The sequence below is a fragment of the Streptomyces sp. NPDC051364 genome (genome assembly GCF_040682115.1).
GTDB lineage: Bacteria > Actinomycetota > Actinomycetes > Streptomycetales > Streptomycetaceae > Streptomyces.
This window is the reverse complement of the sequence record NZ_JBFBAH010000037.1, coordinates 1-13,011: the sequence shown is the minus strand read 5'-3', so window position 1 is coordinate 13,011 and position 13,011 is coordinate 1. Positions and strand designations below refer to the sequence as shown.

10 protein-coding genes are annotated in these 13,011 nt (G+C 69.8%); 6 read left to right on the top strand and 4 right to left on the bottom strand.

Going from position 1 to position 13,011, the window contains the following annotated elements:
* The first annotated feature begins 5 nt into the window (after positions 1-5).
* The gene (locus tag AB0M76_RS37940; protein ID WP_365957289.1) at positions 6-311 is read left to right on the top strand and encodes a protealysin inhibitor emfourin; all 306 of its coding nucleotides are present in this window, start codon (positions 6-8) and stop codon (positions 309-311) included.
* An 84-nt stretch (positions 312-395) separates the two neighbouring features.
* Here the strand turns inward: AB0M76_RS37940 and AB0M76_RS37935 are convergent, their stop codons facing one another.
* Positions 396-1,040: a PadR family transcriptional regulator gene (locus AB0M76_RS37935; RefSeq protein ID WP_365957288.1), complete on the bottom strand. Its 645-nt coding sequence runs from the start codon at positions 1,038-1,040 to the stop codon at positions 396-398.
* 59 nt (positions 1,041-1,099) lie between these two features.
* Between AB0M76_RS37935 and AB0M76_RS37930 the strand changes: the two genes are divergently transcribed.
* A complete protein-coding gene (locus tag AB0M76_RS37930) occupies positions 1,100-1,951 on the top strand; it encodes a methyltransferase domain-containing protein (protein ID WP_365957287.1) in 852 nt (283 codons plus the stop codon).
* 97 nt (positions 1,952-2,048) lie between these two features.
* Here the strand turns inward: AB0M76_RS37930 and AB0M76_RS37925 are convergent, their stop codons facing one another.
* Positions 2,049-3,398, bottom strand: coding sequence for a lipase family protein (locus AB0M76_RS37925; protein ID WP_365957286.1), 1,350 nt, complete (start codon positions 3,396-3,398; stop codon positions 2,049-2,051).
* Between the two features lie 224 nt (positions 3,399-3,622).
* Between AB0M76_RS37925 and AB0M76_RS37920 the strand changes: the two genes are divergently transcribed.
* The 3 genes from AB0M76_RS37920 to AB0M76_RS37910 all read left to right on the top strand — a co-directional run bounded on the left by AB0M76_RS37920 (position 3,623) and on the right by AB0M76_RS37910 (position 9,584).
* The gene (locus tag AB0M76_RS37920) at positions 3,623-4,147 is read left to right on the top strand and encodes a CAP domain-containing protein (protein ID WP_365957285.1); all 525 of its coding nucleotides are present in this window, start codon (positions 3,623-3,625) and stop codon (positions 4,145-4,147) included.
* Between the two features lie 405 nt (positions 4,148-4,552).
* On the top strand, positions 4,553-7,912 hold the full coding sequence (locus tag AB0M76_RS37915; protein WP_365957284.1) for a S8 family serine peptidase: 3,360 nt from the start codon (positions 4,553-4,555) through the stop codon (positions 7,910-7,912).
* 196 nt (positions 7,913-8,108) lie between these two features.
* A complete protein-coding gene (locus tag AB0M76_RS37910; protein ID WP_365957283.1) occupies positions 8,109-9,584 on the top strand; it encodes an RNB domain-containing ribonuclease in 1,476 nt (491 codons plus the stop codon).
* Positions 9,585-10,092: 508 nt separating this feature from the next.
* On the opposite strand, the gene AB0M76_RS37905 is transcribed toward AB0M76_RS37910, so the two are convergent.
* Together AB0M76_RS37905 and AB0M76_RS37900 are read right to left on the bottom strand one after the other, a co-directional pair.
* Positions 10,093-10,638: a hypothetical protein gene (locus tag AB0M76_RS37905; RefSeq protein ID WP_365957282.1), complete on the bottom strand. Its 546-nt coding sequence runs from the start codon at positions 10,636-10,638 to the stop codon at positions 10,093-10,095.
* A 354-nt stretch (positions 10,639-10,992) separates the two neighbouring features.
* A complete protein-coding gene (locus tag AB0M76_RS37900) occupies positions 10,993-11,370 on the bottom strand; it encodes a hypothetical protein (RefSeq protein WP_365957281.1) in 378 nt (125 codons plus the stop codon).
* Positions 11,371-11,594: 224 nt separating this feature from the next.
* Between AB0M76_RS37900 and AB0M76_RS37895 the strand changes: the two genes are divergently transcribed.
* Complete coding sequence (locus AB0M76_RS37895; protein WP_365957280.1) at positions 11,595-12,959, top strand: serine/threonine-protein kinase; 1,365 nt, start codon at positions 11,595-11,597, stop codon at positions 12,957-12,959.
* Positions 12,960-13,011 lie beyond the last annotated feature (52 nt).

Here is a 13,011-nt window from a genome sequence, read left to right as displayed (position 1 = left end):
GCGCGATGAAGGTGACTCTGGAGTCATACGGCGGGCTGGCGGCGGCAATCCGCCGCCGGCCCGAGGTGCTGGACACAGCGGCGCTACCCGAGAACGCCGCAGCGGAGCTGACCCAGCTGGTGGCGGCGGCCGTCGCGATGCCCGTGGATGACCAGGCCGACCGTGCCAGGGACGCGATGACCTACACGATCACGATGGAGGACGACAGCCACGCGACGGTGCTCGAACAGTCGGACGCCGCCATGTCCCCGGCGTTCGCGACCTTGCTCACCTGGCTCAAGAAACACCTCGCGCAGCAGGACCAGCCCTAGGCAGTTTCTTCTCGTACAGCACCCCCGACGGCGATTCCTCGGAAGACCGACCTGTCCACCCGGTCGGCCGCCTGCTCCGGCACGTCAGACGGGCCCGTCGGCCTCGCTCCACGCGGCGCGCCGGACCGTCTCCGCCAGCTCGTCCCGGTCGGCGACCGCGTCGCGGGGCTCGTCGGGCCACTGCTCGACGGCCGCGGCCGCCCACTCCGCCCAGTCGGCGACCAGCCGGTAGTAGTCCGTGAGGAACCGGCCGACGAGCAGGGTCTGCGCGGCCCGCTGGGGGAAGGGCCCCTCGTCCGAGGCGTAGGCGCGGGCTGCGGCCAGGTTGTCCCGGTTGCGTTCGACCGCCCAGGCCCGGGCCGCGGCCAAGGTGGCCTGGGTATCGGGCGTCGTCCCGGACTCGGCGAAGAAGACCTTCAGGAGCTGTTCCGACTCCAGGACGGGGCCGGCACCGGGCTCGTGGAGCCATGCGGCGAGTGCATCACGGCCCTCAGGAGTGATGGCGTACACGGTGCGCGGCCGTCGGCCCACGGACCCCCGCTCGGCCCGGGCCAGACCGTGCCGGACCAGCTTCTTGGGCTCGTCGTAGATCTTGCTCTGCGCCCTGGGCCAGATCCGCCCGAGGCTGCGGTCCATTTGGCGGGCGAGTTCGTACGTGCTCCACGGACGCACCGCAAGCAGCCCGAGGACCGCGTAGGAGGTCGTGGTGAGCGCGGGTTCCCTTGACATCGCCACTCCTCGGAGTTACACCAGAATAGCCCCTTTGGGAGTATAAGGCGGTGGTCGAGATGACCCGGATGTTGCAGGTCGCACCCTCGAACGCCGAACAGGCCCGTGCCTGGGACGGCGATGAGGGCGCCTACTGGGCCGAGCACGCCGACCGGTTCGACCTCGCGATTCGCGGCTACCGGGCACGCTTCCTCGAAGCTTCGGCGATCGGTCCGGCCGACCACGTGCTCGACATCGGGTGCGGTTCGGGCGAGATGACCTGCGAAGCCGCCCGCAGAGCCACGGAGGGCCGCGCGCTCGGCGTGGACCTGTCGGCGGCGATGCTGCGAGTGGCCCGGCGGCGGGCAGCGGCCGAAGGACTCGAGCACGCCGAATTCGAGCAGGCCGACGCCCAGATCCACCCGTTCCCGGCCGAGGAGTTCGACCTCGCGGTCAGCCGTACCGGGACCATGTTCTTCGCGGACCGCGTCGCCGCGTTCCGCAACATCGCCCGGGCCGTGCGGCCGGGCGGCCGCACGGTGCAGCTCGTCTGGCAGCCGCCACCGCGCAACGAATGGTTCCTGGCCCTGACCGCGGCGATGGCGGCAGGCCGGGACCTGCCCGCGCCGCCGCCGGCCGCCCCCGGGCCGTTCTCCCTGTCCGACCCCGACCGGGTGCGCCGTCTGCTCACCGGCGCCGGGTTCGCCGAAGCCGCCTTCGAACCGCTCACCGCGCCCATGTACTTCGGAGCCGACACCGATGACGCGTACCGCTTCGTCAGCGGCTTGCTCGGCTGGATGCTGACCGACCTCGATGACACCAGCCGCGAGCGTGCCCTTGCCGACCTGCGCACGACCCTCCGCGCGCACGGGACACCGGATGGCGTGCTCTTCCCCTCGGCCACATGGCTGATCACCGCGACGCGCCCCTGAACCCGCCGTCCGGCCCCTGCCCCACCCCCGGCCCGTCATCTGGAGCAACAGTGCATCCCCGCGCACGGCGGGGCTGCACCGCTGCGGTCCGGAGCGGTCACGGCGTGGCGGTCGGCTTCTCCGGCTCCAGCGAGTTGCCCGCAGGGATCCTGCCGCAACTGGTGGGGGCGGTCTTGCCCGCGAAGCGGTCGTCCAGCCAGGCCATCGCGCGCGGCGCCCAGTACGGCATGGCGCCGACGTGGCTGAGCAGATCGTACTGCTCGTACTTGATCGAGCTGTTGCCGGTGGCGCAGTACTGCCGGGCCAGCGTCCGCACGTCCCCGGCGACCATGACACCATCCCCCGTGCCGATGCCCGGCGGCCTGTTGAACGTTCCCTCGAGCCAGCCCGCGTTCCCCTGCCCGATGAACCCCGGGACGGTCGGGGTGGCGGCCTGGCCCAGATTGATCTTGTTGACCGCTGCGACGAAGGCCGGAATGGAGTTCGGGTCCTTGTACTCCGGTTTCGCCATGTCCTTCCATGTCATCCCCGGGTGGTGGGCCAGCGCATCGACGATCGAGCCGCGTTCGAGCTCCTTGACGACCGCGAGGCCCTTCGCGCTCAGGTAGGGGGTGAGGTCGATGTCGTACGAGCGTGAGACGCCTATGAGGGCCATCGGGATCACCCCGTTCCACGCCAGTGCGCCGTCGACGTACTTGAGGTTGTGCGCAGGGGCGACGAGCAGCCCGCCCTCGGCGAAGCCGACCAGCTGCTTGTTCACCTCGGGCGCGTACGCGGGGGCCAGGACCGACGCCCAGTTGGTGGCGATGGACCCGCCGGAGTAGCCGAACAGGCCGAACCTCGTACCGGCATGCAGACCCGTCTCCCCGGTGCGGATGGCGGCGCGGATCGAGTCCAGAGTGTTCGTTCCATACTCCGGGCCGGCTGCGAAGTCGGCGTTCTGGCCCTCGGTGTCCGGGATGACCACGTCGTAGCCCTTGAGCAGCAGCGGCGCCACGATGAGGGATTCGGCGTTGGCGATGGCGCCGCCGAGAGAGACGTCACCGGCGATGGCCCGGGAGGGGCCGTCCTCCGGGCTGAGGGAGTCGTAGAACGACTGGTACGACACCGCCTTGCCGCCGTCGCCGTACTGGCTGCGGACCACGGTGGTCACGTTGGCCGAGGGCCTGCCCTGGGCATCGGTCGTGCGGTAGAGCAGCTGGATTGCCTTCAACGGCGTCGGGATGCCGAAGACGTGGTAGTTCAGCGTGCGTTTCTTCAGGACGTCGCCCGGCCGGTACGCGGACAGCGGCTTGCTGCCGCTGTAACGGTAGAACGGGTCGGGCGCCGTCGCCGTGGTCGTCCCCTGTGTAACCGCAGTGGGTGCTGCCGTCGCCGTCGGCGCCGTGCCGACGACGACGCCCGTCACGATGGCGGTGGACAACAGAGCAGAGGTTCTCCGGTTCATTACTCCCCCGTACGTCTAACCTGCAGTGGCTTTACCTGCCGGTAACTTACTGGAGGTAATGCCGTTACACATAGAAGCGTCGCCAGGGTTTTCCACGAGGCTCCGAGCCGGTCACGGGTGTTTGTGGCCGCCGGGACGGCGGCCGGCGCCAGGGTGGGCGACGCGGCCGCCCGGGGAGCGCCGGGCCCGGGGTCCGGCGGCGGATGGCCGGGATCCGGCGGCGGTTGGCCGGATCCCGCGGCGCCAAGCCGCCGAAGGGCGCCGACGCACCCGGCTCTTCCCCGGCCGGCAGGGCGTCCGGGTCCGGCCCGCTCGGCCCGGACCCGAAGGTGCCCGGGCCCAGGCTGTCCACGCAGGCCGTCAGCGATGCCGAGGCCATGTCGCTGAAGCTCCTCAACGCCGAACGGGCGACGGTGGGCCTGCCGCCCCTGGTGCTCAAGGATGATCTCAGTGGCTTCGCGCGTGAGTGGGCCAGGCACATGCGTACGTCCGGCTTCGGCCACTCAAGCGAGAAGGACAACGGATACCTGGTGACCGGATCGCGCACCTGGGTCGGCGAGAACATCGTGATGTGGAGCGACGAGTCGATGACCGCCCAGCAGGCGGCCGAGAAGTTCCAGTCCATGTGGCGCCACAGCTCCGGGCACTACAAGGCGCAGACCAGCCGGACGTTCACCGAGGTGGGAGTGGGCATTTACCACGACGAGTCCGGCTGGTGGGGGGTGCACAACTTCTCGGACGGGCGGTAGCACCGCGGAGCCGACCTCCCGTACCCGGTGGGCCCCCCGGGTACGGACACGGATACGGATACGGCCAATCGGAGGGGCACGCGCCGACCGTGGGGGCACCGGTCCGCGAAAAGTGCGCGGGCCTGCCCTTCTCCGCGATCCGGAGGACCTGCTGTGCACCGGTGTCGCACAAGCATCGCTCGGCGATCACACGGTCGTCACACCACCGTCGTCACCCCATCGAACTCGCCGGCATCTGGATGGCTTGAAGTCACGGAACTCAATGCCCCGCTGCCGTCACGCCGTTGATCACGTCTCTCTCGCCTCACATACTGCGCTGACCAGCCCGTCGGGCGCCGTTGCGCCCCTGGCCGGAATGACCCATCGACCTCATCCCAAGCTCCTGGGGGAGACTTGCGCGCACATGTGCAGAGAGCACGCGCCTTCACCGTCACAGCGGCCACTTCGGTGGCCCTCGTGGCAGGCATGACCGGCCCCGCGGCGGCCATCACCACGTCCACGACGACCACACCGAACACCACGCGCTTGGACGGCAACCGCCGGATCCAACTCATCACGGGCGACCGTGTGGTGGTCGGCGACAAGGGCCAGGTGGTGGGCTTCGAGTCCGCCAAGGGCCGTGAGCGCATACCCGTACAGGTGCAGCGCACGAAGGACCACACGCTGGTGGTGCCCAGCGACGCGCAGCGCCTGATCGCCACGGGCAAGCTGGACCAGCGGCTCTTCGACGTCGACGAGCTCACCGACCCGCTGCTGCGCAAGAGCCACCGCGACGGGCTCAAGCTGATCGTGCAGTACGACGGGGGCACCAGTGCCGCACGGGCCGAGGTGCGCGCGGCAGGTGACACCCAGTTGCGGCGCACGTTCCCGACCATCAACGCCGACGCCCTCCGTACGTCGCAGGACGACGTGGCCAAGGTGTGGGAGGCGCTGACCGACCAGAGCAAGGGAGGCCTGCGCGTCACCGCCTCCGGCATCGGCAAGGTGTGGCTGGACGGGGTGCGCAGAGCGAGCCTGGACCGCAGTGTCGAGCAGATCGGCGCCGACAAGGCGTGGGCGGCCGGGTACGACGGCAAGGGCGTCAAGATCGCCGTCCTCGACACGGGAGTCGACAAGGCCCACGACGACCTGAAGACCCAGGTCATCGGCGAGAAGAACTTCTCCACCTCCCCCGACACCGCAGACCGCGTCGGACACGGCACGCACGTCGCCTCGATCGCCGCCGGTACCGGCGCCACGTCGGGCGGCAGGTACAAGGGTGTCGCCTCCGGTGCCAAGATCATCAGCGGGAAAGTACTGAACGATGAGGGAGCCGGGGACGACTCCGGCATCATCGCGGGCATGGAGTGGGCCGCCGCCGAGGGCGCGGACGTCGTCAACCTCAGCCTCGGCGGCCCGGACTCCCCCGGCGTCGACCCGATGGAGGCAGCGGTCAACAAGCTGTCCGCCGAAAAGGGGATCCTGTTCGCCATCGCGGCGGGCAACGAAGGCAAGGGCGGCGACTCGACAGTGGGCTCGCCCGGCAGCGCGGACGCCGCGCTGACCGTCGGCGCCGTCGACAAGGACGACAAGCTGGCGCCCTTCTCCAGCATCGGTCCGCGCACCGGCGACGGAGCCGTCAAGCCGGACGTGACCGCGCCCGGCGTTGCCATCACCGCGGCCGCCGCCCCCGGCAGCGCGCTCGACACCCGCCCCGGCACACCGCACCCCGCCCCCGGCTACCTGCAGATCGACGGCACCTCCATGGCCACGCCCCACGTAGCGGGCGCGGCGGCGATCCTGAAACAGCAGCATCCGGGCTGGAAGTCCGCCGAGCTCAAGGGCGCGCTGACCGCCTCCGCCAAGGGCGGCGACTACACCCCCTTCCAGCAGGGCTCGGGCCGCATCCAGGTCGACAAGGCGCTGGCCCAGAGTGTGATCGCCGATCCGGTCTCGCTGAGCTTCGGCGTCGCACAGTGGCCGCATCCCGACGACCAGCCCTTCACCAAGAAGGTCGGCTACCGCAACCTCGGGTCCAGCGACGTCACCCTTGACCTGTCGGTGTCCGCGCTGGATCCGGCGGGCAAGCCGGCCCCGGCCGGCTTCTTCGCGCTCGGCACCACCAAGGTGACCGTGCCCGCCGGGGGCACGGCCGAAGTCGACCTGACCGCCGACACCAGGATCGGCGACGCCGACGGCACCTACTCCGGCTACGTCACCGCCACCGGCGCGGGCCAGTCCGTCCGCACGGCCGCGGTGGCCGTCCGCGAGGCGGAGTCCTACGACCTGACGCTCAGGACCATCGACCGCGACGGCGCCGACGCCGTGAACTTCTCCAGCACCCTGATCGGCGTCGCCGGCTCCGCCAAGGGCTTCCAGGCCCGCATCGACAACGAGCCGGGCACGCACAAGATCCGTGTGCCCAAGGGCTCGTACACGTTCAACGCGGCCGTGTACCAGGACCCGTCGGACCTCACCAAGGGCACCGACTGGATCGCCCAGCCGAAGCTGGACATCTCCGGCGACACCACGGTCACGGCCGACGCGCGCACCACCAAGCCGGTGGACATCACCGTGCCCGGACTCGACAAGGTGGACTACGGGGGGACGTACTACGAGGTCGCGACCGACATCGGCCGCGTCGGCAACGGCTGGGTCCTGAGGGGTTTCTCCAACTTCCGCACCGCGCACATGGGTCCGGGCGTCAGCGACGGTTCGCTCCTCCAGACCTGGGACGCGCACCTGCTCAAGGACGCCACCGCTCAGTACTCGGTGGCCTTCGGCGGCAAGACGCAGAAGGTCGCGACCGGCTACACCAAGCACGTGAAGGCGAACGAACTGGCGACGCTCAAGGTAGACGTCGGTGCCTCGGCTCCCGGGAAGACCACTCTCACCTCTCCGTTCGCCCATCTGCCGGGTGCGCCGGAAGGCAACGGGTTCTCGGCGCCGCAGGCCACGCCCGGCACGCGCACCTTCTACGTCTCCACCGCCGACGGCGTCAAGTGGCTGACCAAGTCGGAGCAGTTCGGGGAGCCCGACAAGTGGGGTTACCCGGCCTTCGACGGCGCTTACGAGATGACTGAACCGAAGCGCTACGAAGCCGGCAGGACATACCGGGAGACGTTCAACACCGGCGTCTTCGGCCCGCTCCTGGGCGAGAAAATGGGCGTCTTCCGCACCGCACCCGACGCGGCCACGGGCGAGCAGCAGGTCGTCGGCGCCCTGCCGCTGTTCGCCGACGGAAAGGGCCACGCGGGTCTGACGACGTACACCTCGGCCACGTCGACGCTGTACCGCAATGGCGTCAAGGTCGGCGAGAACGAGGACCCGCTGAGCGGCACGCAGCCCTTCAAGGTCGACGCCGCCGATGCCGAGTACCGGCTGACGACCTCCGTGGAGCGCCCGGCGAAGGTCGCCGCAGCCTCCACCCGCATCGACGCCAGCTTCACGTTCCGTTCGAAGCAGGTCGCGGCCACCACGGCGCTGCCGGTGTCCACGGTCCGCTTCGCGGCCCCCGTCGACCTCTCCTCGCGCGCCCCTGGGGGCAAGTCGGTCCAGGTCCCGGTGACCGTGCAAGGCTCGGCGGCCGGGAGGAACCTCACGTCGCTCGCCGTGTCCGTGAGCTATGACGACGGGAAGACCTGGCAGCCCGTGAAGGTTGCGAACGGCAAGATTTCCGTGAAGAACCCGGCGAAGGACAAGGCCATCTCGTTCTTCGCCGATGTCACGGACAAGCAGGGCAACAAGTCGTCGCTGACCATCCACAACGCGTACTACGGCAGGTGACGTTGCCCCGGTGACGCATACCGCGTGACGACGACGTGCTGGAAGCGTTCACAACGCTTCCGGCACGTTCCGTCGCGGAGGTGTACCTGACGGACGTGTACCTGATCGTCGGGGGAATCGAGCCCCCTCCCGGCCAGGTCCTCCGGACGGATCTCCCCGCCGTGCCGGTGCGTGTCCGCCGCCCTATGCTCGGGGCATGCCACGGCGCCCGATGCACATGTCCGACGCGGCCAAAGCCGCGCTGCGCACCGCCTTGCAGAAGCTGCGGACCGACCTGCATGCCCCCGCGGCCTTTCCCGCACCCGTGCTCGAAGCGGCCGAAGCCGCCGCGCACACGCCCCGGCTGCCCGACAAGGACGCCACCCATCTGCCGCTCTTCACGATCGACCCGCCGACGTCGAAGGACCTCGACCAGGCCATGTACCTGGAGCGGCGCCCCGGCGGCGGGTTCCGCGTGTACTACGCCATCGCCGACGTGGCCGCCTTCGTCGTGCCCGGCGGCGCGCTGGACGCCGAGGCCCAGAAGCGGATCGTGACGCTGTACTTCCCCGACGGCAAGGTGGCCCTGTACCCGCCTGCGCTCTCCGAGGGCGCGGCCAGCCTGCTGCCGGACCAGACCGTCCCCGCCCTGCTGTGGCAGCACGACCTCGACGCCCACGGCGAGGTGACCACGTCGTACGTGAGCCGCGCCCTGGTCCGCAGTCGGGCCAAACTCGACTACGCGGGCGTCCAGCACGCCATCGACTCCGGCACCGCGGAGGAGTCCGTGGCCCTGCTGCGCGACATCGGCACCCTGCGCGAGGCCGTCGAGGCCGCGCGGGGCGGCATCTCGCTCACCCTCCCGGAGCAGGAGGTCACGTTCGAGGACGGATCGTTCCGGCTGAGCTACCGGGCGCCGTTGCCCGTGGACGGCTGGAACGAGCAGATCTCCCTCATGACCGGGATGGCCGCGGCCCGGATGATGCTGGACAGCGGTCCGGGCATCCTGCGGACCCAGGACACGGCCCCGACCCACGAGGTCACACGGCTGCACCGCATCGCCCAGGGCCTGGGCATCGAGTGGCCGCACCACGTCTCGTACGCCGAGCTGATCCGCTCGCTCGATCCGCACGACCAGAAGCACGCGGCCTTCCTCCACGAGGCGGCCGGCGCCCTGCTGCTGAAATCGGTCTACAAGTCCTTCCGCGACCACGACCACATCCCCGAGCAGACGAGCCACGCGGCGATCGCGGCCCCGTACACGCACTGCACCGCCCCGCTGCGGCGTCTGGTCGACCGGTACGCCGGTGAGCTGTGCGTGGCTGCCTGCGATGGCCAGGCCCCGCCGGACTGGGTACTCGCCGCCCTGGACGACCTGCCGATCACGATGGCGAAGGCGAAGGGGAGTGCGGCGGACCGGCAGTCCGTGGACCTGGTGGAGGCGGCAGTGCTCATGGACCGGGTGGGCGGCATTTTCGACGCCACGGTGATCGACACCGACGAGGAAGAGGTCCCGCCGAACCGGCGGGAGGGACAGGTCCAGATGGCGGAGCCCGCCGTGGTGGGCAGAGTCACCTCGGCGGACGTCGACCTCAAGCTGGGCGCAAGCGTCCGGGTCAGGCTCGAGCGGGCCGACCCCGCGTTCCCTGACAGGAACAAGAAGATCCTCTTCAGCTTGGTGCAGGACGGGTGACCTGAGTCAGAGATCCGCACTTCTGCAGAGTCGGTAATGGCGTCCGTTCTCCGGCGGAGGACTTTTGGGAACGGTGACGCTGGGCAACCCTCCCCCGCCGGGTCCGCAGCAGGGCTGTGCGATCCCGGCGGTGCCGTCCAAGCCAGAACTCGACGGACCGGCCCGCCCGCCGGCCGCCACCGCTTCACTCCCGCCGCCGGCCACCTTCCCGTCGTGATCCGGGCCGTCGACCTGGCCGGCACTCCCCTGATGGCCCGGGCCCTTGCAACGGCCGTCACCGAAGCCCTCGGTCACTCTCGGCATCGGCAGTCAGCCGGCCGCCGCGGCCGGTACCCGGCTGAACGCGGGGATCTTCATGCCCCGCCACACCATGTCCAGGCACAGCCGCTTGAACCGCAGCGGATGCTGGAGGACCCCACCCCGGTAGCCCGCCCGATGCCGGTGACCAACGCCGTACGCGGGGTCCTGACCCGGCACGCCGCTCGGCCCGGCCAGACGAAACGGTGTGTCAGGAGACGCTCTTGGTCGCGCTGGAGACGACGCACTCCTTGTATTCGCTTCCGTCGCCCTTGCCGGTGTACGGCGTTGTGGCCTCGGCCTGCTGGGATCCGCCGGCCTTGACCGTCAGGTTGGTGACCCTGGCCGTGGCGGCGAGGGCGCTGGAGCCGGGCGCGCCTTCGAACTTCATGGTGATGTTGTAGGTGTAGCTCAACGAGCCGCTGTTGGTGACGGTGAGCCGGGCGACGAGGTTCTTACCCGACTCGTCCAGGCGGCACTTGTCGATCTTGATGTCACGCTCGGCCTTGTTGGCGCTGCTCGAACCGCCCGTGACGGAGGAGTTGCCGGACGAGGTGCCGCTGCTGTCGCTGCCGCTGCCGCTGCCGCCAGTGGTACTGCCGGTGGTACCGCTGCTGGAGCCGCCCGAGCTGCTGGAGTGCGAGGAGCTGGAGCCGTGGCTGCCACCACAGCTGGCGCCGTGGGAGCCACGGGCTCCCGTGAGCGCGACGACGGCGACACCGAAGACGGCTATTGCTCGGACATGACGAAGCTTCACATTCAATCCCGTTGCAAAGAGTGATGAGCAAGTAGGGCACCTTGGCAGGCGCACGTCACCTTAATACCGTCTTTATGTCGCCTGGTCGCGTCCATCCGGACGGGCCCACCTGATCGTGACACGATCACGACATACTGATCACAACCGGGAACGCAGGCCGCCAACTTCTGCGGCATCTGCGCCATGCGCACGGAGTTCGGCACCATGCCCTGCGGGCGAATGGCTTCCTTGGGCAGGAACCACAGCAGCAGCCCTTGGGTGTTCTTGGCGCGCAGGAAGTCCCCTCAGGAAGTCCCCTGTCTCGGGGGTGACTTCGCTGACACGGGCCCCAACACGTGCTGCTGGAGCAGGCCCTTACTCCCACCTCACCAGGTACGCCTCGTGCCGTATGCATCCGGCGTCGGTGAGCAGTGTCGGCTTGCCCGAGTACCGGTCGGGCCGCAGCGACAGTTCGATGTCACGGTCGTGGTCGTTCGGATTCCCGGCCAAGCCGGCTCCCGGCTCACCGGTTCCGGGGGCGGGTATGCCCTCCACCGTCAGGCCCTGCTCAGACCATGCCTCGCGGAGCGTGTCGACCGCTGCCTCGTACGCCGCGGGGCTCGCAAAGTCGCCCTGAGTGAGGCCGCGACGAGCAGCACCGCGCCGCCCACGGTCAATGCCCTGGTGCGGCGCCGGCGGAGCGGAGCGGAGCGGGTCCAGGGCGTGCGTGGTGGAGAAGGGTGTCGGCGTCATGGGCCCATCCCAGCAGGCGGATCCCGCCTCCGACCCGCTGCTCGCCCTCGCCCAGCGCGAGCTCGGCGCACTGACAGCGTACCTCCGGCGAGGGGGCCGTCCAGCGGGCGGTGCGACTCGGTGGGCTTGAGTTGGCGGCGGCCTCCAGGAGGGCCGCCTTCCAGCTGACACCGGGTGCGGGCCGGCTCTAAGTTCTCTTGTAGGCGATTGCACTCGGGGGAATTGTGGAGCAGTTGAAGGCCGGTGACCCGGCGGCCGTCGGCCCGTACCGGATTACGGCGCGGCTCGGCGCGGGCGGCATGGGGCAGGTCTACCTCGGAGAGTCGCGCAGCGGTCGGCGGGTGGCGGTGAAGATCGTCCGGCCGGAGATCGCCTCCGACCCCGGTTTCCGGGCGCGGTTTCGGCGCGAGGTGGAGGCGGCGAAGGCGGTCGGAGGCTTCTGGACGGCGACCGTGGTCGATGCGGATCCGGAGGCGGAGACGCCCTGGGTGGCCAGCGACTACATTCCGGCACCCAATCTTGCCGAATGGGTCCGGGAGAACGGGCCGTTGACGGAGGACGCGGTATGGCGGCTCGGCGCGGGCCTGGCAGAGGCGCTGCACTCCGTGCACCAGGCGGGGCTCGTCCACCGGGATCTCAAGCCCGCGAACGTCCTGCTCACGGAGAACGGGCCGCGGCTCATCGACTTCGGGATCGCCAAGGCGCTGAACGGTGCGACCATGCTCACCCGGACGGGCGTGGCGATCGGCACCGCCGGATTCATGTCGCCCGAGCAGGCCCAGGGCGGCAGTGTCGGCACGGCCAGCGACATCTTCTCGCTCGGTACGGTTCTGTGCTTCGCGGCCACTGGGCGTATGCCGTTCGGGGAGGGCAGTGCTGCGGGGCTGCTCTACCGGGTCGTGCACGAGATGCCGAACCTGGAACGCCTGCCGGAGGGACTCCGGACGGTGCTGGGAGAGTGCCTGGAAAAGCGAGCGGAGAGGCGGCCGTCTGCGGAGGAGGTGTTGTCCGCGCTGAGCGGGGGTGGTGCGGAGACTGTGACGCGTCCGGTGATGGGTGCCGACATAGGTGTGGGTTCGCCTGTGGCGCTGCCGGACCTGGCGCCTACTTCCCCGCCGCCTCCGCCGCTTGGCGCACCCAGGCCGCCGGCCTTGCCGGCGGAGGAGACGGTCATGGATGCAGTTCCAGTCCAGGCAGTCGTTGAGCCGGCCTCGGGGACGCCCATCGAGGTGCGGTACTCGATGGGGCACATGCGCGTCGCTTTCGCGGCCACGCTCGCCGGGACCGTTCCGCTCGGCGTGGCCGTGTTCTACTTCGTGGACCATCCCCTCTCCGCCGCGTTGGCGAGCATCGTCGCGCTTGCACTGTTCAGCCTGGGAGGCCTGGCAATGGCACGCGGGGACGCGGCGTGTGTACGGGTGGCGGGTGACGGGCTCTACTTCTTGCGTGAAGGTCACGAATGGAGCGCGACCTGGGAAGAGCTGGCACAGGTCACTCTGCGGTCCACGCGCTGGGGTCTGCTTCAGGAGTTCGTCGTGGTGGGCGAACTAGGGTCTGTTGCGAAAGTGCTGATCACAGCCACTCGTTGATGGCTGCGACCAGCACGGTTGCCTCGTAGCGGACGGCGAGTTTGTCGTATCT